Below are 21,519 nucleotides of genomic sequence, written 5' to 3' on the forward strand. Positions count from 1 at the left end.
CCCCGGCACGCGAGGAAGGACTGGCGAGCCGGGCCGGCCGGACGGGCGTGTCCCGCGCCCGTCGATCCGCTTGAGGTGCGGCGATCACCCGGTCGAGCGGTCACCCGACATGACCGTTCCGGGAGAGTCGTTTCGCCACGCACCCAGCGGTGGCGGAGGTGATCCGACCCGAGGGTCAGATCGCGACGCCGTGCGCCCGCAGGTAGGCGATCGGGTCGACGTCCGAGCCGTACTCCGAGCCGGTGCGGATCTCGAAGTGCAGGTGCGGGCCGGTCACGTTGCCGGTGGCGCCGGAGAGGCCGATCTGCTGGCCGGCGGTGACGGTCTGGCCGACCTTCACGCCGATCGAGGAGAGGTGCGCGTACTGGGCGTACTTGCCGTCGGCGAGCTTGATCTCGACCTCGTTGCCGTAGGCGCCGCCGTTGCCGGCCTTCACCACGGTGCCGGCCGCGACGGCGCGCAGCGGGGTGCCGGTGGGGGCGACGAAGTCGGCGCCGGTGTGGTGGCCGGAGGACCACATCGAGCCGGCCACGCCGTAGGCGGTGCCGAGCTTCGGGTTGGCCAGCGGGGCGAAGAAGCCGGAGGTGGAGGCGACCGGGGCCGCGACCGGGGCGACGGCGGCCGGAGCGGCGGGCTTCGCGGCCGGGGCGGCCGGCTTGGTGGCCGGGGCGGCGGGCTTGGTGGCGGGCGCGGCCGGCTTGGTGGCCGGCTTGGTGGCCGGAGCAGCCGGCTTGGCGGCCTGGGCGGCGGGCTTCGCGGCCGGGGCGGCCGGCTTGGCAGCAGGCGCGGCGGGCTTCGCGGCCGGGGCGGCCGGGGCGGCCTTGGTGCCGAGCGCGAGCTTCTGGCCCGGGAATATCAGGTTCGGGTTGGCGCCGACGACCGAGCGGTTGTGCTCGTACAGCGCCTGCCAGCCACCGTCGACGTTCTTGGCGGCGGCGATCTTCGACAGGGTGTCCCCGCCGACGACCTTGTAGCTCTCCTCGACCGGGGCGGCGGCCGGAGCGGCGGCCTGGGCGGCGGGAGCGGTCTGCGCGGCCGGGGCGGCGGGCTTGGCGGCCGGGAGCTCGTGGGCCTGGGCGCTGACGGTGGTGACCAGCGGAAGCGCGAAGGCGGCGCCGGTGACGGCGGTGGCGATGCCGATGCGGGCGGCGCGGGGCAGGGCGATACGACGAGCCTGTGCGGGCATGGAAGATGTCCTCTCCGACGCCTGCGAGGTGAGCTGTCGGGTTCGGGCTGGAGTTGCCCGGCCGCGCAAAGGCGGCTTCACCCCAAGCCGGACCTCGGAATTCGGGTCCGGCGACTTACCTGTGGGTCCCCCGCTCCTGCCGTACAGAGTTCGTTGCGTACCACCGGGCAGCGGCAGGACTAGGCGTTCCACCCGGTGGCCACCCGGGCTGACGCCGGGCGGTCGCTGAACTAAAACTCATCCGTTCGGGTGAAGCAATGTCGATCTCCGAGACCCGGGACCAAAGTCCGGGGGCCGGTGACGCTCCGCATGAAAGGCATGCACAGTACGCACACAATCCATTTACACCGTGCACGTGATCCACGACCCTGCGCCGATATCGGAATCAGTACGCACACGATCACTCACGCAACGGACATCCTCCCGACACGCCCCCGGTGACCCTTGTCACGTCGGCCCCACGGGACGGATCATGGGCCGTGGCCACCTCCGAGGCCGGCACCCTGCGGTTGGGCACCGCGCAGGGTCGCTGGGTACTTCTGGCGACGGTGCTCGGCTCCAGCATGGCGATGCTGGACGGGACCGTCGTGAACGTCGCGCTGCCCCGCATCGGCGCCGATCTCGGCGCTCAACTCGACGCCCTGCAATGGACGCTCAACGCCTATCTGCTCACCCTGGCGGGCCTGATCCTGCTCGGCGGCGCCCTCGGCGACCGGTACGGCCGGCGCCGGGTCTTCCTGGTCGGCGTGCTCTGGTTCGCCGCCGCCTCCGCGGCCTGCGCCGCCGCCCCGAACATCGAGGTGCTGATCATCGCGCGCGCCGTGCAGGGCGTCGGCGGCGCGCTGCTCACCCCGGGCTCGCTGGCGATGCTCCAGGCGGTCTTCCACCCCGAGGACCGTTCGGCGGCGGTCGGCCTCTGGTCCGGACTCGGCGGGGTGTCGGCGGCGGTCGGCCCGTTCCTCGGCGGCTGGCTGGTGGACGGCCCCGGCTGGCGCTGGATCTTCCTGCTGAACCTGCCGCTCGCCGCCCTGGTGGTGGCGGTGTCCGCCCGGCACGTGCCGGAGAGCCGGGACGAGTCCGCGACCGGCCGCTTCGACGCGCTCGGCGCGGTGCTGGCCGCCCTGGCGCTGGGCGCCGTCACCTACGCGCTGACCGCCGCCGGCAAGGGCCTGTCCGCCGCGGTCTGGGTCACCGGCGCGGCGGGCCTGCTGCTCGGCGCCGCCTTCGTCGCGGTCGAGCGCCGCACCCCGGAGCCGATGCTCCCGCTGGGACTGTTCTCCTCCCGGCTGTTCACCGCCGTGAACCTGGTCACCCTCGCCGTCTACGCGGCGTTCAGCGGCGTCTTCTTCCTCCTGGTCGTCCAGCTGCAGATCGTCTCCGGGTTCTCCCCGCTGGTCTCCGGGCTGGCCCTGGTGCCGATCACCGTGATCATGCTGGCGCTGTCCGCCCGGGCAGGCCGGCTGGGCAAGCGGATCGGCCCCCGGCTGCCGCTCACCGTGGGCCCGCTGCTCTGCGCGGCCGGGGTGCTGCTGATGCTGCGGATCGGCCCCGACGCCTCGTACTGGACGGACGTGCTGCCCGCCGCCGCGGTGATGGGCAGCGGCATGGTGCTGCTGGTCGCGCCGCTGACCGCCACCGTGCTGGCGGCGGTGGACGTGCGGCACGCGGGCATCGCCAGCGGGGTCAACAACGCCGCGGCCCGGGCGGCCGGCCTGCTGGCGGTCGCCGCGCTGCCCGCACTGGCCGGCCTCAGCGGCGACGACTACCAGGAGCCGGACGCGGTCGACTCCGCCTTCCGCATCGCGATGCTGATCTGCGCCGGCCTGCTCGTGGCCGGCGGGCTGATCGCGCTGGCCACCGTCCACGGCAACGTACTGGCCCCGGAGGACGAGCACCCAGTCGCCGAACCCGACTGCCGCTACGCCTGCGCCACCAACGCCCCGCCCCTCGACCCCGGCCACCCGGCCGCGGCATCGGCCGCGGCCTCGGCCGAACACGGCGAGGGCCCCGCCACCTCATCGGCAACGGGGCCCTGAACGGCGGACCGGCGAACCGGCGAACCGTCAGAGGATGTCGCCCGGCGCGTACTTGGCCGCCTCCGGGTACGCGGCCGCGACGGCCTCGACCTGGCGGACGACCTCGGCGACCTGCGCGCCGGCCGCACCCGTGAAGGACAGCTTGTCGGCCAGCAGCGCGTCCAGCGCGGCCCGGTCCAGCGGGATCCGCCCGTCGTTCGCCAGCCGGTCCAGCAGCTCGTTCTCCCGGGCGCCGGCCCGCATCGCGAGCGCGGAGGCGACGGCGTGCTCCTTGATGACCTCGTGCCCGGTCTCCCGGCCGACGCCCGCGCGCACCGCGCCCATCAGCACCTTGGTGGTGGCCAGGAACGGCAGGTAGCGGTCCAGCTCGGCCTCGATCACGGCCGGGAAGGCGCCGAACTCGTCGAGGACGGTCAGGAAGGTCTCCAGCAGGCCGTCGAAGGCGAAGAAGGCGTCCGGCAGCGCGACCCGGCGGACGACCGAGCAGGAGACGTCGCCCTCGTTCCACTGGTCGCCGGCCAGCTCGCCGGTCATCGACGCGTAGCCGCGCAGGATCACGGCCAGGCCGTTCACACGCTCGCAGGAGCGGGTGTTCATCTTGTGCGGCATCGCCGAGGAGCCGACCTGGCCCTCCTTGAAGCCCTCGGTCACCAGCTCGTGGCCGGCCATCAGGCGGATGGTCTTGGCCAGGCTGGACGGCGCGGCGGCCAGCTGGACGAGGGCGGTCAGCACCTCGAAGTCCAGCGAGCGCGGGTAGACCTGGCCGACGCTGGTGAGCACGTTCTCGAAGCCGAGGTGCGCGGCGACCCGGCGCTCCAGCTCGGACAGCTTGTCGGTGTCGCCGCCGAGCAGGTCCAGCATGTCCTGCGCGGTGCCGACCGGGCCCTTGATCCCGCGCAGCGGGTAGCGGGCGATCAGCTCCTCCAGGCGGCGGAAGGCGACCAGCAGCTCGTCGGTGATCGACGCGAAGCGCTTGCCCAGGGTGGTGGCCTGCGCGGCCACGTTGTGCGAGCGGCCGGCCATGACCAGCTCGGCGTGCTCGGCGGAGAGCCGGCCGAGGCGGACCAGCACGGCGACGACGCGGTCACGGACGTGCTCCAGCGACTGCCGGATCTGCAGCTGCTCGACGTTCTCGGTCAGATCCCGGGAGGTCATGCCCTTGTGGATCTGCTCGTGGCCGGCGAGGTCGCTGAACTCCTCGATGCGGGCCTTGACGTCGTGCCGGGTGACCCGCTCACGGGCGGCGATGGAGGCGAGGTCGACCTGGTCGATCACCCGCTCGTAGTCGGCGACGGCGGTGGCGGGCACCTCGACGCCGAGGTCCTGCTGGGCCTTCAGGACGGCGAGCCAGAGGTGGCGCTCAAGCACCACCTTGTGCTCGGGGGACCAGAGCTGGGCCAGGGTCGCCGAGGCGTACCGGGAGGCCAGGACATTGGGGATCTGGGGCTTCGCGCTCACGCTTCGCAAGCCTAACAGCCGAGGTCAGCCGGAACGGCCCGGGCTCGGGTAGGCTGGGACGGTTGAGCCGCCACAGCCGTACAGCCTGCAAACTCCTCACCGCAAGGATACCACAGCCATGAACGGATCTCCAGCGGTTCCCGCGCCGACGACCGGAACGGACGCCCGCCTCGACGAGGCCCTGCACGCCGAACAGACCAGGCTGACCGGCCTCTACGCCCACCTGGACGCCGCCCGCGAACGCGCCCGCCGGGCCCTCGCGGCGGCCGGCCGCGAGGTCGGCCCGGGCGGCACCCATCAGGCCCGGTTGGAACGCGAACTGCGCGCCGCCGAGGCCGCCCGCCGCGCCGCGCGACTGGACGCCGTCGAGCGCGGCCTCTGCTTCGGCCGGCTCGACCACCGCGACGGCACCGTCCGCTACATCGGCCGGACCGGCCTCGTCGACGAACTCGACGAGACGTACGAGCCGGTCCTGGTCGACTGGCGCGCCCCCGCCGCCCGCCCGTTCTACACCGCCACCCCGGCCGCCCCGGGCGGCCTGGTCCGCCGCCGCCACCTGCACACCCGCGGCCGCACCCTCACCGGCCTGGACGACGAGGCGCTCGACCTGGCGGGCCTCGACGAGGGAGGGCGGCGCGGCCTGGTCGGCGAGGCGGCGCTGCTGGCCGCCCTCGACCGCGAGCGCACCGGCCGGATGGGCGCCGTCGTCGCCACCATCCAGGCCGAGCAGGACCGGGTGATCCGCGCCCCGCTGCCCGGCGCACTGGTCGTCCAGGGCGGCCCCGGCACCGGCAAGACGGTCACCGCCCTGCACCGCGCCGCCTATCTGCTGTACACGCACCGCGCGGTGCTGGAGCGGCGCGGCGTCCTGGTGGTCGGGCCCAACCCGGCCTTCCTGCACTACATCGAGCAGGTCCTGCCCGCGCTCGGCGAGAGCGAGGTGGTGCTGCGCACCGTCGGCGAACTGTTCCCCGGCGTCCGGGCCGCCGTCGAGGACCCGCCGGCCGCCGCCGTCGTCAAGGGCGGGCCGTGGATGGCCGACGCGGTCCGGCGCGCCGTCGGGGCCCACCAGTCGCTCCCCGCCGGCGGACTGCACCTCGGCGAGCACCTGCGGCTGCCCCGCCGGGTCTGCGCCGAGGCCCGGACGGCCGCCCGCGGTCTGCGCCTGCCGCACAACGAAGCGCGGGCGTTCTTCCTGCGCACCCTGCTCGACGCCCTCGCGGTGGCGCAGGCGCTCTCCCTCGGCCGCCCGTACGACGAGGAGGAGGCCCGCTACGCCCCGCGCGAGCTCTGGGAGCAGCCCGGCGTCCGCACCGAACTCGACGCCCTGTGGCCCGTCCTGACGCCGCAGCGACTCATCGACCGGCTGCTGTCCGACCCCGCCCTGCTGGCCGTGGCGGCGCCCGGCCTCTCCCCCGCCGAGCGGGCCGCCGTACTGCGCCCGGCCGGCGCGCCGTGGACCACCGGGGACGTCCCGCTGCTCGACGAGGCGGCGGAACTCCTCGGCGAGGACGGCACCGTGACCCGGGCCCGCGCCCGCGCCGCCGAACGGGTGCTGGACGAGGAACGCGCATACGCGGACGGTGTGCTCACCGTCACCGGCCAGCAGGACGACGCCACCCTGGACGCCGGCCTGCTCGCCGAGCGCTTCCGCGACACCGGCCCGGACCGCACCGCCGCCGAGCGGGCCGCCGGGGACCGCCGCTGGGCGTACGGGCACGTGGTGGTCGACGAGGCCCAGGAGCTGTCCGCGATGGCCTGGCGCACCGTGCTGCGCCGGGTGCCGACCCGCTCGCTGACCATCGTCGGCGACCTCGCCCAGACCGCCTCACCGGCCGGGGCCGGGTCCTCCTGGGCGGAGCTGCTGGACCGCGAACTGCCGGGCCGCTGGCGCGAGGAGCGGCTCACCGTGAACTACCGCACCCCGGCCGCGATCATGGCGCCGGCGGCGGCGGTGCTGCGCGCCCACGCGCCCGGCCAGGAGCCGCCCGAGGCGGTCCGGGAGACCGCCGAACGCCCGCGCGTCGTCCCGGTCCCGGACGGCGACTACGCCGCGGCACTGGCCGCGCTGCCCAGCGGCCCCGGCACCCTCGGGGTGATCGCCCCCGACGCCGTCGCCGCCGCCCTCGGGGCGCTGACCGTCCGCGAGGCCAAGGGCCTGGAGTACGACGCGGTCGCCCTGGTCGACCCCGCCGCCCTGCTCGCCCAGGGCGCGGCGGACCTCTACGTCGCCCTCACCCGCGCGACCCGGCGCCTCACCCTGCTCCACCACACCCCGCTGCCGCCCGTCCTCGCGACGGCCCTGGCCGCCGCCGGCTAGGCGGTGCGCCCGCTGAGCACCGGGAGGACCTGGAGACAGATCGAGTGCAGCGCCGCGCGCTGCTCGCCGTCGAGGCTCTCGAAGGCCTGGTGGGTGCGGCCCATCTCGCCGCGGATCAGCGCCAGGATCTCCCGGCCCTGCTCGGTGATGACCACGATCTTGACCCGCCGGTCGCCCGCCGAGGCCTCCCGGCGGGCCAGGCCCAGCGACTCCAGCCGGTCGACGATCCCGGTCACGTTGGAGGCGTCACAGCCCAGCCGCCCGGCCAGCGCGCGCATCGGCACCGGCTCCTGGACGGCGCCGAGCGCCTTGGCCTGCGAGGAGGAGAGACCGTGCCGGGCCGCGGCGGCCGCGAAGTCCTGGAAGTACGCACCGCCGACTGCGGCCAGCGCCTCCATCAGCTCGGCGTTGGTCGGTACGGTCGTGCTCGTCGTCGAACCCATGGGCTCAGCCTACGACCAACTGCTTCAGTAACTCAAGATTTAAGCACGGCAAAGGTCCGTCGCCGAACCGCCGCCCGAACCGCCGCCCGGATCAGCGTCCGAATCGCCGGCGTCCGGGAAACCCTCCTGCTCAGAGCACCAGCTGGTCGAACAGCCGGCGCAGCTCCGTCTCCGGGTCGGCGGTCAGCCCGGTGTGCACCGGGCCCGGCTGGACCACCGCGCTGCGCGGGGCGGTGAGCCAGCGGAACCGCTGCCCCGGGCTGTCCGCGGCGGCCGGACCGGCCTGCGGCCCGCCCGCGCAGACCGTCTCGATGCCGTGCAGTGCCCGCCGCACCGCGGAGACGTCGGCGACCGGGTCCAGCGCCAGCAGCCGCGCCTGGTCCAGATGGGTCCGCGCGGCCAGGTGGGAGCCGTGCCGGCAGTACAGCAGCACGCCCACGTTGACGCACTCGCCGCGCTCCACCCGGGGCACCGCCCGGATCACCGCGTACTCGTACTCGTGCAGCTCGGCCCTGATCGGCAGCGCCGAGCGCGCCGCCTCGCCCGCCCGGAGCTCGGCCGGCCCGGAGTCCGCCGACCAGGACAGCCGGGCCCCGGTCCGGCGGGCCCCGGACAGGTGGGACTCGGACAGGTGGGACTCGGAGAGGCCGAACTCCTCGAAGCCTGACCCGGTCATGCGGACACCTCCGGCAGCCAGTCGCGCGGACCGGCCAGTCGCGCGGTCAGCTGGGCGCGGTACGCCTCGCGCACCGCCCCGGGCGAGTCGAACCCGGGCTCGTCCGTCAGCCAGACGTCCGGGATCCGCGCCACCGCCTCCTCGATCGCCGCCTCGGCCAGCGGCGCGAGCGCCTTGTCGGCCGCGAGCAGGTCCGGCTCCGCACCCAGCAGCGCGTGGTCGGAGGCGTCGTACGGACGGCGGGTCCAGCCGGCCGCGCCCGCCCAGTGGTGGTGGAAGATCAGGCTCGCGCCGTGGTCGATCAGCCGCAGGCCGCCGGTGGCGACCAGCAGGTTGGGGTTGCGCCAGGAACGGTCGACGTTGCCGATCAGCGCGTCGAACCAGAGCACCTGCCCCGCCAGCCCGGCGTCCACGTCGAAGCAGACCGGGTCGAAGTTGAGCGCGCCGCTGACGAAGGCCATGCCCAGGTTGAGGCCGCCACTGGCCCGCATCTGGTCCTGGATCTGGGGATCCGGCTCGCTGCGGGCGAGCACCGGGTCCAGGTCGACCGTCACCAGTTCGGGCACCGGCAGGCCGAGCCGCCGGCCGAGTTCACCGGCCAGCACCTCGGCGACCAGCGCCTTGCGGCCCTGGGCCGCGCCGACCCACTTCAGCGCGTACAGCCGCCGGTCGTCGGCCTCGACCAGGCCCGGCATCGAGCCGCCTTCTCGCAGTGGCGTCACATAACGGACCGCCGTCACCTCGGGGAGCACGCCGGACAGCCTATCGGGCATATGCACGGGGCGGGTGTCGCCCGGCACGCTCGCCCGCCCGGGTCGTCCCGGTGGCAGCCCCGGCTGCTCCGTGCGAGTGTGGCGGACAGTAATCAGGGCACCCGACGGCACTGTGAGGGACGCACGATGGAACGAGCCCGGATCCTGATCGTCGGCGGCGGCTTCGCCGGACTGGAGTGCGCACGCCGCCTGGAGCGCAAGCTCTCCCCCTCGGAGGCGGAGATCTCCCTGGTCACCCCGTTCAGCTACCAGCTCTACCTGCCGCTGCTGCCGCACGTGGCCGCCGGGGTGCTCACGCCCCAGTCGGTGGCCGTCTCGCTGCGCCGCTCGCTGCGCCGCACCCACATCGTCCCCGGCGGTGCGATCGGCGTGGACCCGGCCTCCAAGGTCTGCGTGGTCCGCAAGATCACCGACGAGGTGGTGGCGCAGAAGTACGACTACCTGGTGCTGGCCCCCGGCAGCGTCACCCGCACCTTCGACATCCCCGGCCTGACCGACTACGCGCGCGGCATGAAGACCCTCGCCGAGGCGGCCTACGTCCGCGACCACGTGATCGCCCAGCTCGACCTCGCCTCGGCCTCCCCGGACCAGAAGGAGCGCGAGTCCCGGCTGCAGTTCGTGGTGGTCGGCGGCGGATACGCGGGCACCGAGACCGCCGCCTGCCTCCAGCGGCTCACCACGGCCGCCGCCCACCGCTACCCGCGGCTGGACGCCCGGCAGATCAAGTGGCACCTCATCGACATCGCGCCGAAGCTGATGCCCGAGCTGGGCGACGCCCTCGGGACCGCTGCCCTGGAGGTGCTGCGCGAGCGCGGCATCGAGGTGTCGCTGGGCGTCTCGGTGGCCGAGGTCGGTGCCGAGTCGGTCAAGTTCACCGACGGCCGGGTACTGCCCTGCCGGACGCTGATCTGGACGGCCGGCGTCGCGGCGAGCCCGCTGATCGCCACCCTGGACGCCGAGACGGTGCGCGGGCGGCTCGCGGTCACGGCGGAGATGCGGGTGCCGCAGTACGAGGGCGTCTTCGCGCTCGGCGACGCCGCCGCCGTCCCGGACCTCGCCAAGGGCGACGGCGCGGTCTGCCCGCCGACCGCCCAGCACTCGGCCCGCCAGGGCCGGGCGGTGGCCAGGAACGTGATCGCGGCGCTGCGCAACCAGCCGCTGGAGCCGTACTACCACAAGGACCTCGGCCTGGTCGTGGACCTCGGCGGCAAGGACGCCGTCTCCAAGCCGGTCGGGGTGGAGCTGCGCGGTGTGCCGGCCCAGCTGGTGGCCCGCGGCTACCACCTGATGGCGATGCGCACCAACGCCGCCAAGTTCCGGGTCGGCGCCAACTGGCTGCTCAACGCGACCGCCGGCGACGACTTCGTGCGCACCGGCTTCCTCGCCCGCCAGCCCGCCCGGCTGCGCGACTTCGAGTACACCGACGCCTATCTGACCAAGGACCAGGTCAGGGAGCACGCCCAGGCGCTGCTGGCCAAGGGGTGACCGGTGACCGGCCCCGGCGGCCCGCCGTCGACCGGTTCGGACCACCGGTGACCGCTCAGGAGCGGCGTCACACCAGCCGGGACGCCAGGCCCTCCGTGCCCAGCACCGCCGCCAGGTCCCCGGCCAGCCGGCGGGCGTCCACCGGGTCGAGCCGCGCCACGGTGATCCGCAGCCCGGGCGGTGACTGCAACCGGTAGCGCGCCCCGGGCGCCGCGACCCAGCCGCGCTGGACCAGCGCCGCGAGCGCGACGGCCTCGTCCGGCACCGGCACCCAGACGTTCAGCCCGCTCGCCCCGTACGCCGCGATCCCCCGCTCGGCCAGCGCGCCGATCAGCGCCTCCCGGCGCGCCCGGTAGGCGGCGGCCACCCGTCCGACCGGCGCCGCGTCGGTGCGCCACAGCTCGGCCACCGTGTGCTGGAGCAGGTGGCTGACCCAGCCGGCCCCCAGCCGCTGGCGGCCCAGCACCCGGCCGACGGTGTCCGCGTCCCCGACCGCGACCGACAGCCGCAGGTCCGGCCCGTACGCCTTGGCCGCCGAGCGGACCACCGCCCAGTGCGCCGGCCCGGCGCCGGCCAGCGGGTGGTAGGGCAGGTCGACGATGCCGTGGCCGTGGTCGTCCTCGATCAGCAGCACGTCCGGGCGGGCGGCCAGCACGGCGCGCAACTCGGCGGCCCGCCCGGCGGTGAGCGCGGCGCCGGTCGGGTTCTGCGCCCGGCTGGTGACGACCACCGCCCGCGCGCCGGCCTCCAGCGCCTCGGCGAGCGAGCCGGGGAGCGGGCCCGCGTCGTCGAGCCGGACCGGCACGGTGCGCAGCCCGAGCGCCGGCAGCAGGTCGAGCAGGCTGCCCCAGCCCGGGTCCTCGACCGCGACGGCGTCGCCGGGGCGCAGCCGGGTGACCAGGATCCGCTCGATGGTGTCCAGCGAGCCGGAGGCGACGGCGACCGGCCCGGAGGGCAGGCCGTCGGCGGCGAAGCCCTCGCCGGCCAGCGTGAGCAGGCCGGGGTCGGCGGCCGGGTCGCCGTAGCGGACCGGGGCGCGGCGGGCGGCCTCGGCGGCGACCGCCAGGGCCGCGGTGAGGTCGGGCAGCAGCGCCGGGTCGGGGTTGCCGTCGGCGAGGTCGCGGGCGTGCGGGGGGACCGGCAGGCGGATCTGGTCGCGCGGGGTGTGGGCGGGGCGCGGGCGGATCCGGCTGCCCTTGCGTCCGGCGGTCTCGATCACGCCGCGGTCGCGGAGCAGCCGGTAGGCGGCGGCCACCGTGTTGGGGTTGACCCCGAGTTCGGCGGCGAGGTCGCGCAGTGGCGGCAGCGGCGTCCCGGGGGCGAGCCGGCCGCTGCTGACGCCCTGTTCGACCTCGGCCGCGATCTCGCTGGCACGCCGACCGGTGATCCGATAGTCTCCTAGCACAAAACAGATTATGCACTAGTACATAGAGGTTGTCATGTCGACCACTCCGGACGGCGGCACGTCCTACCCCCGCACCCCGCGCACCACCCCCACCCGTTACAAGGACCGCGCCACCTGGGAGCGCGAGGCGATCCACGCGATCCTGGACGCCACCTACCTCTGCCACCTCGGCTTCGTCGCCGACGGGGCACCGGTCGTACTGCCCACCATCCACGCCAGGGTCGGCGACCGCCTCTACGTGCACGGCTCCACCGGCAGCCGGCCGCTGCGCGGCGCCAGGGGCGGACAGGGCCTGCCGGTCTGCGTCACGGTCACCCTGGTCGACGCCCTGGTGCTGACCAAGTCGGCGTTCAACCACTCGGTCAACTTCCGCTCGGTGGTCGCCCACGGCACCGCGCACCAGGTCACCGACCCCGAGGAGCTGACGGTCGCGCTGGACGCGCTGGTCGACCAGGTGGTCCCCGGCCGGTCCGCCGAGGTCCGGCCGGCCAACGCCAAGGAACTCGCCGCCACCGCCGTGATCCGCCTCGACCTCGACGAGGTCTCCGCCAAGACCCGGGCCGACCTCGCCGACGACGACGCCGAGGACCTCGCCCTGCCGTACTGGGCCGGTGTCGTCCCGGTCACCAGCGGCTACGGCACGCCCGTGCCGGACGCCTCCAGCACCGTGCCGCTGCCCGCGAACCTCGCCGCCCTCACCTCCCGCACCGCCCCGCGCGACGCCTGACCGGAGGCCCCGATGCTGATCCGCTCCTGGGACCGCGGCGACGAGGCCGAATGGCGCGCCTGGCTCGCCGAGGGCCGCGACTTCGGGCTGCTCGCCGCCAACGGCGGGCCGGGCCGGGGCCCGGTGCTCGTCCCCACCCACTTCCTGCTGGACGCCGACCGCGGCGAGATCCTGCTCCACCTGGCCGCCCCCAACCCGCTGCTCGCGGCCGTCCGGGCGGACCCCGAGGTCACCCTCGCGGTCACCGACGACTACGCCTTCGCCCCCGGCCACTGGCGCGGCGAGCCCGGCACCCCGACCAGCTACTACGCCTCCGTGCACTTCCACGCCACCGCCGTGCCGGTCGAGGACCCGGACGGCAAGGCGGAGATCCTCAACCGCCAGCTCGGCCACTTCCAGCCGGAGACCCCCGGGCTCCGGGTGGCCCCCGGCGAGGGGCCGCTCGGCCGGCTGCTCCCCGGCCTGACCGGGCTGCGGCTGACGGTCCGCGAGGTGCGCGCCAAGTTCAAGTACGACGACAAGAAGCCGGCCGCCGAGCAGTACGCGCTGGCCGGCCGCCTCGCCGACCGCGCCCGACCGCTGGACGCCGGAGCCCGTGCCCAACTGCTCCGCCGGAACAGCCGCAGGGCGGACCGCGCCGCCACCCGCACGGCAACCTGACACCCCGTCACCCGTTCGGCCCAGCCGCCGCGACGCGCGCACCCCGGCGCTGATCGAATGTGAGACGAACCCTGCCCTCCCGGCCGTGCGGGCAGGACCGTCGACCCCGGGGAGCGCGCGTGTCCGGTACCCACACCCATCCGGCGTCCGGCGAGGCACACCTCGGGCACGTGGTGTTCATCTCGGCCGCCGCCGCGATGGGCGGCTTCCTGTTCGGCTACGACAGCGCGGTGATCAACGGCGCGGTGACCGGCATCCAGAAGCACTTCGGGGTGGGCAACGGCACGACCGCGTTCGTGGTGGCCATCGCGCTGCTCGGCTCGGCCGCCGGGGCGGTGGTGGCCGGCCGGCTGGCCGACCACCTGGGCCGGGTCCGCACCATGCTGCTGGCCTCGTTCCTCTTCGCGGTCAGCGGCATCGGCTCGATGTTCCCGCCGAACATCGAGGTGCTGGCCACCTGGCGGGTGGTCGGCGGCGTGGCGATCGGCATCGCCTCGGTGATCGCCCCGACCTACATCGCCGAGGTCGCCCCGACCGCCTACCGGGGGCGGCTGGCGTCCTTCCAGCAGATGGCGATCGTGCTCGGCATCACCGTCTCCCAGCTCGCCAACTGGGCGCTCAACCAGGCCGCCGGCGGCGAGTCCACCGGTCACCTCGGCGGCGTCCAGGCCTGGCAGTGGATGCTCGGCGTGGAGGCGATCCCGGCCCTGGTCTACGGGCTGATGGCGCTGGCCATCCCGGAGTCCCCGCGCTACCTGATCGCCGACCACCGGGAGGCGCAGGCCCGCCGGGTGCTGGTGGAGGTCGAGGGCGAGGACGTCGACCTGGACGCGCGGGTGGCCGAGATCCGCTCGGTGCTGGAGTCCTCCCGCAAGCCGCGGCTGAAGGACCTGACGGGCGGCCGGTTCGGCCTGCTGCCGATCGTCTGGGTCGGCATCGGCGCCTCGGTCTTCCAGCAGTTCGTCGGCATCAACGTGATCTTCTACTACTCCTCCTTCCTGTGGCAGTCGGTCGGCATCAACGAGTCCAACTCGCTGCTGATCAGCCTCTCCACCTCGATCATCAACGTGATCGGCACGGTGATCGCGATGGCCCTGGTCGACCGGATCGGCCGCAAGCCGCTCGCGCTGGCCGGCTCGGCCGGCATGGCCGCCGCGCTCGGCACCGCCGCCTGGGCGTTCTCCTACCGGGAGGGCACCGGCGACGCCGCCACCCTGGACAACACCCACGCCACCGTCGCACTGATCGCCGCGCACGTCTTCGTGCTCTGCTTCGCCTTCTCCTGGGGCGTGGTGGTCTGGGTGCTGCTCGGCGAGATGTTCCCGAACCGGATCCGCGCGCTGGCCCTGTCCGTCGCCGCCTCCGCCCAGTGGATCGCCAACTGGGCGATCACCGTCAGCTTCCCCGACCTCGCCGACTGGAACCTGTCGGCGACCTACGTCATCTACGCGGCGTTCGCGCTGCTCTCCATCCCCTTCGTGGCCTTCTGCATCAAGGAGACCAAGGGCCGTGCCCTGGAAGAGATGGGCTGACCCCCGCCCGACCCCACCGGTCCCCCCGGCCACCGACCCGCCGCCGTGCCCGGCGGCCCGTCCCCCGAGAGGAAGCCATGCCTGACCAGGGCGGCTCCCGGCAGAACGTCACCTTCCCGAGCAACGGCCGCGAGGCCCACGGCTACCTCGCCCGCCCGCCGCAGGGCGTCGGCCCCGGCCTGGTGGTGGTCCAGGAGTGGTGGGGCCTGACGCCGTACCTGGCCGGCGTGGCCGACCGGTTCGCCGCCGAGGGCTTCACCGTCCTCGCACCGGACCTCTTCGGCGGCACGACCACCCACGACAGCGCCGAGGCCGCCCGGCTCAAGCGCGAACTGCCGGTCGGGCAGGCGGTACGGGACCTGCACGGCGCGGTCGACCTGCTGCTCGGCCTGGACGGCGTGGTCGGCGACGCGGTCGGCGTGGTCGGCTTCTGCATGGGCGGCGGCTTCGCCCTGCTGCTGGCCGCCGCCGAGGGCGACCGGGTCGCCGCGGTGGTCCCGTTCTACGGCCTGCCGCCCGATCCGGACTTCGAGTACCGGGGCCTGACCGCCCATGTGCTCGGCCACTACGGCGAGCACGACCGCGGGATCCCGATGGCCGCCGTGGACGAGGCCGCGATCCGGATCGGCGAGGCCACCGACGTCCGCCCGGAGATCCACTTCTACCCGGCCGGACACGCCTTCATGAACGAGGAGAACCTGCTGGGCACCTACGACCCGCTCCAGGCGGAGATCGCCTGGCGGCGCACCCTGACCTTCCTCCGGGCCCACCTCGGCTGACCCGGGCCGCGCCCCGCGCGGCGCCCCGACGACGTCCGCGCCATGCCCGCGCCGTGCCCGCGCGACGCCCCGACGACGTCCGCGCCATGCCCGCGCCGTGCCCGCGCGACGCCCCGATATTGGATGGACACGGACCACCCTCCCCTGCATAGTCACGGGGTGCACAGCCAACCCCCGACCTCCCCGGCCGACCGCTTCGCCTGGGCGAGCCGCAACTTCCGGATCCAGACCGCCGCCACCGTGGTGAGCGGCCTCGGCAACGCCGGCGCACCCATCGCCACCGCCTTCGCCATCATGGACGGCGGCGGCTCCACCGCCGACGTCGGCTACGTCACCGCGGCCCGGCTGCTGCCGACGGTCCTGCTGCTGATGGTCGGCGGCGCGCTCGCCGACCGGCTGCCGCGCCACCACGTCATGGTCGCCGCCAACCTGTTCAGCGCCGTCTCCCAGGGCGCCCTGGCCGCCCTGGTGCTGACCGGCGAGCCGGCCCTCTGGCAGCTGATGCTGCTCTCGGCCGGCGCCGGGGCCGGCTACGCGTTCTACTCCCCCGCCGCCGGCGGCATGATCATGGAGAGCGTCGCCCCCGAGCACGCCGCCCGGGCCTTCTCGGTCTACCGGATCGGCTTCAACGGCTCGCAGATCGGCGGCGCCGCGCTCGGCGGCGCACTGACCGCGGCGGTCGGCGCCGGCTGGGTGCTCGCCCTGGACGCCGTCTGCTTCCTGGTCGCCGCCGCGCTGCGCTTCCTGCTGGAGCCGCAGGCCCCGACGGCCCCGACCGAGGGCGGCGGCATGCTCCGCGACCTGCGCGAGGGCTGGCAGGAGTTCTCCTCCCGGCGCTGGCTCTGGGTGGTCGTCCTCCAGTTCTCGGTGCTGGTCGCCTGCGTCGGCGCGGTCGAGACGGTCTACGGGCCGGCCTTCGCCAGGGAACACCTCGGCGGCGCCCGCGACTGGGGCCTGGCGATGGCGGCCTACGGCGTCGGCCTGGTCGCCACCGGCCTGCTGATGGCCCGCTGGCAGCCGCGCCGGATCCTGCTGGTCGGCAACTGGGGCGTCTTCCTGTTCGGCGTCCCGGCGCTCGCCCTGGCGGCGTCCGCCCCGATGCCGGTGCTCTGCGCGGCGATGTTCCTCTCCGGCGTCGGCGTCACCGTCTTCAGCGTCAACTGGATGATCGCGCTTCAGCAGGAGATACCCCCGGAGGCGTTCTCCCGGATCACCGCCTACGACGAACTCGGCTCGCTCTCGCTGGCACCGATCGGCACCGCGCTCGCCGGCCCGGTCGCCAACCGGCTCGGCCTGTCCGGCGCGCTCTGGGCCTGCGCGCTGATCTCCCTGGTGTTCAGCGCCGCCGTGCTGCTGGAACCGCAGGTCCGCCGGCTCTCCCGGCGCCCCACCGCCCCGGCCGACGCGCCCGCCGACGCGGTCCCGGCCCCCGCCGCCACCGGCTGAACCGCCCGGACGCACCCCCGTGCGCCCCCTCACGCGCCCTCCGGCGGGCAACCGCCGGAGGGCGCGGCACGTCCGACCAGGTGACGACGGATGAGACCTGGGGGACGCCCGATGCCCAAGCCACTGCTGTTCCTGGACGTCGACGGTGTGCTCAACCCGGTCTGCCCCGCCCCCGAGGCCGACTTCGACACCCACACCCTGTTCGGCTACACCGTGCTGCTCTCCGCCCGGCACGGCGTCTGGCTGCACGAGCTGGCCGGCACCTACGAACTGGTCTGGGCGACCACGTGGGAAGAGCACGCCAGCACCCACATCTCCCCGGCGATCGGCCTGCCCGAACTGCCCCACGTCCGCTTCACCGGCTACGTCCCGCAGCCCGGCGACCCGCGCGTGCCGCTGATGGAACTGCTCTCCGCCCGCAAGTGGGCCCCTCTCCTGCGGTACGCGGCCGGCCGCCCGTTCGCCTGGGTCGACGACGTCATCCCGCCCCGGCTGGTCCGCAACTCGCTCTGGCGCCGCGACCGCCTGCTGCTGACCGTCGACCCCGGCCAGGGCCTCGAACGCCACCACGTGGACCGGTTGCTGTCCCGCCCGCCGCGCCCCGGGGCGGTGCCCGGGCTCAGCCGGTGGGCAGCCAGCTGACGTGCCCGGCGAGCAGCGCGTACCCGACGAACGCCACCGTGTCGATCAGCGCGTGCGCCACCACCAGCGGCATCACCCGCCCCCACCGCCGGTACAGCAGGCAGAACACCACGCCCATCACGATGTTGCCGACCAGCCCGCCGATCCCCTGGTACAGGTGGTACGAGCCGCGCAGCAGCGAGCTCGCCGCCAGCGCCGCCGGCCACGACCAGCCCAGCTGCCCCAGCCGGCGCAGCAGGTAGCCGAGGACGACGACCTCCTCCAGGATCGCGTTCTGCCAGGCCGACAGCAGCAGCACCGGGATCCGCCACCAGACGTCCGGCAGCCCGGACGGCGCCACCGTCAGGTTGTAGCCGGCCGCCTGCGAGCCCAGGTAGAGCGCCAGCCCCGAGCCGCCGATCGCCGCCGCGACGGCCGCGCCCCGGCCGAGGTCGCCCAGCTTGCGCCCGAGGTCGAAGCCGAGCACCCGCAGCGCAGCGCCCTCGCGCACCAGCAGGTAGCCGACCAGGACGACCGGCATCAGGCCGCGGCCGATGTAGTAGAGCTGCCAGACCAGGTCCAGCCAGGGCCGGCCGGGGGCGCGCGAGCCGTTCAGGGTGGCCACCTGCTGGCCCAGCTTCAGCGTCTCGGTGAGCGAGCCGGTGAAGCTGATCAGCGCGCCGATGCCGCTCGCCCCGAGCGAGAGGCCGAGGACGGTCAGCAGCTCCACCCCGAGCAGGCGGCGGGTCGGCTTCGCGGTCTCCGGTACGGTCGGGACGGTCGTCACGGGGGTGCTCCAGCACGGGCGGCGGCGGACGGGCTGCGCTCCGGTCGCCGGCGGAGGGCCGTCGGCGGACCGGAGCGATCATCCTTCCACAGCGCGCCCCGCGGGCCCGGGCCCGCTACCCCACCGGCCAGGTGTGCACCGGCTCGCCGCCGCGCATGTGCTCCATGTACCGCCGGGTCATCGCGGCCAGCGCGGCCGGCCGGTCCGTCCCGTACTGCTCGCGCAGCCGGTGGAAGGTCGCGCTCTGCCAGGACGCGCCGTTGACCCGGCGCAGGCAGCGCTGCTCGATGATGCCCAGGTAGCGGTCCCGGTCGGCCGGCTCCACGCCCCACGCGTCCAGGCCCTGGTAGGCCATCGGCAGCAGCTCGTTGAGCACCAGGTCGACGGCGGGGACGGTGGTCAGCCCGCCGCCGCGCCCGGCCCGGCCCGAGCGCGGCCACTGGAACACCGCGTCGACGCCGTACCTGGCCGCCTGCTGGAAGTTCTCGTCGGCCTTCTCGAACGGCAGCCTGGTCCAGATCGGCCTGGACTGCTCGGCCAGCACCCGCACCACGCCGTAGAAGAACGCCGCGTTGGCGAGCGTGTCGGCCACCGTCGGCCCGGCCGGCAGCGCCCGGTTCTCCACCCGCAGGTGCGGCACCCCGCCGCTGACGTCGTACACCGGCCGGTTCCAGCGGTAGATGGTGCCGTTGTGCAGCCGCATCTCGGCCAGCCTCGGTATGCCGCCGGAGGCCAGCACCTTGGCCGGGTCCTCGTCGTCGCAGATCGGCAGCAGCGCGGGGAAGTAGCGCAGGTTCTCCTCGAACAGGTCGTACGCCGAGTCCACCCAGCGCTCGCCGAACCACGTGATCGGGCGCACGCCCTGCGCCTTGAGCTCCGCCGAACGGGTGTCGCAGGCCTGCTGGAAGAGCACCGGGCGGGTCTCCCGCCACAGCTCCCGCCCGAACAGGAACGGCGAGTTGGCGCCGAGCGCGAGCTGCGGGCCGCAGATCGCCTGGGCGGCGTTCCACACCGAGGAGAACCGCTGCGGCGTCACCTGGAGGTGCAGTTGCAGCGAGGTCGCGGCGGCCTCGGCGACCATGGTGACGGACTCCAGCTGAAGGTGCTCGACGCCCTCGATGTCCAGCGTGATGTCCTCGCCCCTGGCAGCCAGGATCTGGTCGCTGAGCAGGCTGTAGCGCTGGTTGTGGGACATCGCGTCGAGCCCGGTGTGGTCCAGCTCCAGGGTCGGCAGGATGCCGACCATCACGATCCGCGCACCGGCCTCCGCGGCCCGCCGGTCGGCGTAGCGCAGCCCGGTGTCGAGCTCCTCGCGCAACTCCTCGAAGACGTGCCCGAAGAGCCGGTGCGGCGCGATGTTGACCTCGATGTTGAAGCGCGCCAGCTCGGTCTGGAAGTCGGCGGAGCCGATCGCGGTGAGCACCTGGGCGTTGTTCAGCAGCGGCAGGCCCTGCTCGTCGGCCAGGTTGAGCTCGATCTCCACCCCCAGGACGCCCTTGGGACGGTCGAAACGGTCCTCGCGCAGCATCCGGCCGAGCGCGTCGAGGCAGGACTGGAGCTTGCGCCGGTACATCTGCCGGTCCGAAAGGTCCGCCCGGGTCGCCACGACCTTCTCGCCCATGGTCTCCTCCTCCTGAGCCGGCCGGCCCCCCGACCGTGCAAGCATCATGCCCACCCCGAAGATCGATACCCGATCGCTTCGATTGGCTTGCATTGCAAGGAAACTGATGCCGTTTCAGCGCATCTGCCGACTTGCCCGGGGCCACCGCCTGTGATAAACAGGTCACCCTGCGCACCTGTTCGAGTAGAATTCGCACTGCGCCACGGCCGGCCGGCCATCGCCGCGAGACCCCCGGCGACAACGGCCGCGCCGGCACCGCGATCCTGCCCAACCGGACAAGGCCCAGGTCCCGTCACCGTCGACGCACCAGCCAGCCATGCCGGTATGCCGCACTCGCACGCCGATCTCGCACGGAGAGGCGACCTTGCCATGACTCTGCAGTCCCCCCAGCCCCCACCCAGTGCCCTGCGCGCGGTCCTGGCCGCGCTCGACTCGGAGACCGCGCTGCGCCAACCCGCCGCCGCCGCGCTGCGTCATCCGACCGGGCCGCTCCTCCCCGCGCACCCGCTCGCCGTCCACGTCCTGGAGGGGCCGCGGGCCGAACTCGCCGCCGCCCGGCGCACCGGCTGGCGCTTTCTCATCAAGGACGGCACCGAGGTGGCGGCCGCCGCCGAAGTGGTGCAGGGGGCGGAGGGCCACACCTTCTCCCACTTCACCGCCGGCCCGTACCTGGACTCCACGCTCCGGGCGCTGCGCGAGGCCTGGCAGCTCGCCCAGTCCGCGCGGTTCCGCTGCCAGCCGCGGCTGCTGACCTTCCCCGGCCAGTACGCGACGGCCCTGTGGCTGCACAGCCCGGACGGCGGGCCCGGCACCGATCTGCTGATCCCGCTGGCCCCTGCGCCGATGGGCGTGACCGCGCACCGCGCCCACCCGGCCGCCGAGGTGCTGCCGCTGCTGGCCCGCACGCCCGTCGCCCGGGTCCAGGTCGGCCCCCGTCCGCTGCTGCTCGGTACGACGGACGGCGCCCGGCTCGCCTCCGGGGCGCACTGAGGTCCCGGCCCCCGGGCCGTCCGACACCCGGACGGGTCATTCGGCATGGCCCGACCGGGCCGTTTGCCGGATGGCCCGTCCGGCGGCGCATTCGGCCCCCGACCACCTGAACGGGTGATCTCTGCCCGGGGGTTGTGGCGCATGTCACGAAATCGCTGCGCTCGCGTCCGCAGATGCCGACACTGGGAACCAGCGTGGAAGGACCTCCTGTCCTACCCACTTGAGCGCCGGTCCACACCTGGGCCGGCGCCGGACAGAATCCGACCACCGCGGCGGTGCCCGCCGGCCACCGGCGGCGCCGCATCACGGGGAGGATCGCAGAGCGAAGCGAGGGTACGCGTATGTGCCAGCACCGTCCTGAGTGCCCGTCGGCCGAGTCCGAGGACCGCGAGGCCGCCGTCCCGGTGGCCTGCCACCCGGAGCAGGGGTGGAGCCTGCTCTGCAACGGCGTCCTGCTGTTCGAGGACACCGGGGAGCTGCTGCCCGACGGCCGGGTGATCGCCCCGCGCCGTCCGGCCGCGAGCGCGGTCTGAGCCGCCGGCACTCCACGGGGGGAACGAGCGCGAAGGGCAGG

General features: G+C 74.5%; 19 protein-coding genes and 1 riboswitch. Of the genes, 11 read left to right on the forward strand and 8 right to left on the reverse strand.

Features of this window, described 5'->3' with window-relative positions; genetic code table 11:
* Positions 1–175: 175 nt before the first annotated feature.
* On the reverse strand, positions 176–1,186 hold the full coding sequence (locus tag ACFU74_RS19885; protein WP_380758397.1) for a peptidoglycan DD-metalloendopeptidase family protein: 1,011 nt from the start codon (positions 1,184–1,186) through the stop codon (positions 176–178).
* A 3-nt stretch (positions 1,187–1,189) separates the two neighbouring features.
* A riboswitch (cyclic di-AMP (ydaO/yuaA leader) is annotated at positions 1,190–1,352 on the reverse strand.
* A gap of 313 nt (positions 1,353–1,665) precedes the next feature.
* On the opposite strand from ACFU74_RS19885, the gene ACFU74_RS19890 reads away from it, so the two are divergent.
* The gene (locus ACFU74_RS19890) at positions 1,666–3,222 is read left to right on the forward strand and encodes an MFS transporter (RefSeq protein ID WP_380758399.1); all 1,557 of its coding nucleotides are present in this window, start codon (positions 1,666–1,668) and stop codon (positions 3,220–3,222) included.
* Positions 3,223–3,249: 27 nt separating this feature from the next.
* Here the strand turns inward: ACFU74_RS19890 and purB are convergent, their stop codons facing one another.
* Entirely contained in the window at positions 3,250–4,680 is a 1,431-nt protein-coding gene (gene purB, locus ACFU74_RS19895) for an adenylosuccinate lyase (RefSeq protein WP_380758402.1), read from the reverse strand.
* A gap of 118 nt (positions 4,681–4,798) precedes the next feature.
* Between purB and ACFU74_RS19900 the strand changes: the two genes are divergently transcribed.
* A complete protein-coding gene (locus ACFU74_RS19900; protein WP_380758404.1) occupies positions 4,799–7,000 on the forward strand; it encodes a HelD family protein in 2,202 nt (733 codons plus the stop codon).
* On the opposite strand, the gene ACFU74_RS19905 is transcribed toward ACFU74_RS19900, so the two are convergent.
* From ACFU74_RS19905 to ACFU74_RS19915, 3 genes are all read right to left on the reverse strand, one after another.
* Positions 6,997–7,443 carry a MarR family winged helix-turn-helix transcriptional regulator gene (locus ACFU74_RS19905; protein ID WP_380758406.1) on the reverse strand — a complete coding sequence of 149 codons (447 nt, stop codon included), beginning with the start codon at positions 7,441–7,443 and terminating at the stop codon, positions 6,997–6,999. The genes ACFU74_RS19900 and ACFU74_RS19905 overlap by 4 nt on opposite strands.
* 130 nt (positions 7,444–7,573) lie before the next feature.
* Positions 7,574–7,960, reverse strand: a complete 387-nt coding sequence (locus ACFU74_RS19910) for a DUF3037 domain-containing protein (RefSeq protein WP_380758441.1) — start codon at positions 7,958–7,960, stop codon at positions 7,574–7,576.
* A 155-nt stretch (positions 7,961–8,115) separates the two neighbouring features.
* Positions 8,116–8,871, reverse strand: coding sequence for a HipA family kinase (locus ACFU74_RS19915; RefSeq protein WP_380758408.1), 756 nt, complete (start codon positions 8,869–8,871; stop codon positions 8,116–8,118).
* A gap of 147 nt (positions 8,872–9,018) precedes the next feature.
* On the opposite strand from ACFU74_RS19915, the gene ACFU74_RS19920 reads away from it, so the two are divergent.
* A complete protein-coding gene (locus ACFU74_RS19920; RefSeq protein ID WP_380758410.1) occupies positions 9,019–10,377 on the forward strand; it encodes an NAD(P)/FAD-dependent oxidoreductase in 1,359 nt (452 codons plus the stop codon).
* Between the two features lie 67 nt (positions 10,378–10,444).
* Here ACFU74_RS19920 and ACFU74_RS19925 read toward each other — a convergent pair whose 3' ends face one another.
* Entirely contained in the window at positions 10,445–11,782 is a 1,338-nt protein-coding gene (locus ACFU74_RS19925) for an aminotransferase class I/II-fold pyridoxal phosphate-dependent enzyme (protein ID WP_380758412.1), read from the reverse strand.
* A 34-nt stretch (positions 11,783–11,816) separates the two neighbouring features.
* On the opposite strand from ACFU74_RS19925, the gene ACFU74_RS19930 reads away from it, so the two are divergent.
* The 6 genes from ACFU74_RS19930 (at position 11,817) to ACFU74_RS19955 (ending at position 17,568) form a co-directional block, all read left to right on the forward strand.
* Positions 11,817–12,509, forward strand: a complete 693-nt coding sequence (locus tag ACFU74_RS19930; RefSeq protein ID WP_380758415.1) for a pyridoxamine 5'-phosphate oxidase family protein — start codon at positions 11,817–11,819, stop codon at positions 12,507–12,509.
* Positions 12,510–12,521: 12 nt separating this feature from the next.
* Positions 12,522–13,169, forward strand: coding sequence for an FMN-binding negative transcriptional regulator (locus ACFU74_RS19935; protein WP_380758418.1), 648 nt, complete (start codon positions 12,522–12,524; stop codon positions 13,167–13,169).
* Between the two features lie 119 nt (positions 13,170–13,288).
* The gene (locus ACFU74_RS19940; protein ID WP_380758421.1) at positions 13,289–14,701 is read left to right on the forward strand and encodes a sugar porter family MFS transporter; all 1,413 of its coding nucleotides are present in this window, start codon (positions 13,289–13,291) and stop codon (positions 14,699–14,701) included.
* A gap of 77 nt (positions 14,702–14,778) precedes the next feature.
* Positions 14,779–15,480 (forward strand): dienelactone hydrolase family protein, encoded by a 702-nt coding sequence (locus tag ACFU74_RS19945; protein WP_380758423.1) that lies wholly within the window; start codon positions 14,779–14,781, stop codon positions 15,478–15,480.
* A 159-nt stretch (positions 15,481–15,639) separates the two neighbouring features.
* Entirely contained in the window at positions 15,640–16,926 is a 1,287-nt protein-coding gene (locus tag ACFU74_RS19950) for an MFS transporter (RefSeq protein ID WP_380758425.1), read from the forward strand.
* Between the two features lie 111 nt (positions 16,927–17,037).
* The gene (locus ACFU74_RS19955; protein WP_380758427.1) at positions 17,038–17,568 is read left to right on the forward strand and encodes an HAD domain-containing protein; all 531 of its coding nucleotides are present in this window, start codon (positions 17,038–17,040) and stop codon (positions 17,566–17,568) included.
* On the opposite strand, the gene ACFU74_RS19960 is transcribed toward ACFU74_RS19955, so the two are convergent.
* The gene (locus tag ACFU74_RS19960; protein ID WP_380758429.1) at positions 17,546–18,334 is read right to left on the reverse strand and encodes a CPBP family intramembrane glutamic endopeptidase; all 789 of its coding nucleotides are present in this window, start codon (positions 18,332–18,334) and stop codon (positions 17,546–17,548) included. The two genes, ACFU74_RS19955 and ACFU74_RS19960, sit on opposite strands and share 23 nt — an antisense overlap.
* Before the next feature lie 115 nt (positions 18,335–18,449).
* Positions 18,450–19,955: a glutamate--cysteine ligase gene (locus tag ACFU74_RS19965; RefSeq protein WP_380758431.1), complete on the reverse strand. Its 1,506-nt coding sequence runs from the start codon at positions 19,953–19,955 to the stop codon at positions 18,450–18,452.
* A 369-nt stretch (positions 19,956–20,324) separates the two neighbouring features.
* On the opposite strand from ACFU74_RS19965, the gene ACFU74_RS19970 reads away from it, so the two are divergent.
* Both ACFU74_RS19970 and ACFU74_RS19975 read left to right on the forward strand, forming a co-directional pair.
* Complete coding sequence (locus tag ACFU74_RS19970) at positions 20,325–20,945, forward strand: hypothetical protein (RefSeq protein ID WP_380758433.1); 621 nt, start codon at positions 20,325–20,327, stop codon at positions 20,943–20,945.
* 341 nt (positions 20,946–21,286) lie between these two features.
* The gene (locus ACFU74_RS19975; protein ID WP_266273201.1) at positions 21,287–21,478 is read left to right on the forward strand and encodes a DUF5999 family protein; all 192 of its coding nucleotides are present in this window, start codon (positions 21,287–21,289) and stop codon (positions 21,476–21,478) included.
* Positions 21,479–21,519 lie beyond the last annotated feature (41 nt).

The sequence above is a fragment of the Kitasatospora sp. NPDC057500 genome, assembly GCF_042802195.1.
In the GTDB taxonomy this organism is placed as follows: Bacteria; Actinomycetota; Actinomycetes; order Streptomycetales; family Streptomycetaceae; genus Kitasatospora.

What these genes read in the sequence shown, in the direction of transcription:
- ACFU74_RS19885 (WP_380758397.1), bottom strand. Translation starts at nt 1,186, where the DNA reads ATGCCCGCACAGGCTCGTCGTATCGCCCTGCCCCGCGCCGCCCGCATC.
- ACFU74_RS19900 (WP_380758404.1), top strand. Translation starts at nt 4,799, where the DNA reads ATGAACGGATCTCCAGCGGTTCCCGCGCCGACGACCGGAACGGACGCC.
- ACFU74_RS19905 (WP_380758406.1), bottom strand. Translation starts at nt 7,443, where the DNA reads ATGGGTTCGACGACGAGCACGACCGTACCGACCAACGCCGAGCTGATG.
- ACFU74_RS19920 (WP_380758410.1), top strand. Translation starts at nt 9,019, where the DNA reads ATGGAACGAGCCCGGATCCTGATCGTCGGCGGCGGCTTCGCCGGACTG.
- ACFU74_RS19930 (WP_380758415.1), top strand. Translation starts at nt 11,817, where the DNA reads ATGTCGACCACTCCGGACGGCGGCACGTCCTACCCCCGCACCCCGCGC.
- ACFU74_RS19935 (WP_380758418.1), top strand. Translation starts at nt 12,522, where the DNA reads ATGCTGATCCGCTCCTGGGACCGCGGCGACGAGGCCGAATGGCGCGCC.
- ACFU74_RS19945 (WP_380758423.1), top strand. Translation starts at nt 14,779, where the DNA reads ATGCCTGACCAGGGCGGCTCCCGGCAGAACGTCACCTTCCCGAGCAAC.
- ACFU74_RS19955 (WP_380758427.1), top strand. Translation starts at nt 17,038, where the DNA reads ATGCCCAAGCCACTGCTGTTCCTGGACGTCGACGGTGTGCTCAACCCG.
- ACFU74_RS19965 (WP_380758431.1), bottom strand. Translation starts at nt 19,955, where the DNA reads ATGGGCGAGAAGGTCGTGGCGACCCGGGCGGACCTTTCGGACCGGCAG.
- ACFU74_RS19970 (WP_380758433.1), top strand. Translation starts at nt 20,325, where the DNA reads ATGACTCTGCAGTCCCCCCAGCCCCCACCCAGTGCCCTGCGCGCGGTC.
- ACFU74_RS19975 (WP_266273201.1), top strand. Translation starts at nt 21,287, where the DNA reads ATGTGCCAGCACCGTCCTGAGTGCCCGTCGGCCGAGTCCGAGGACCGC.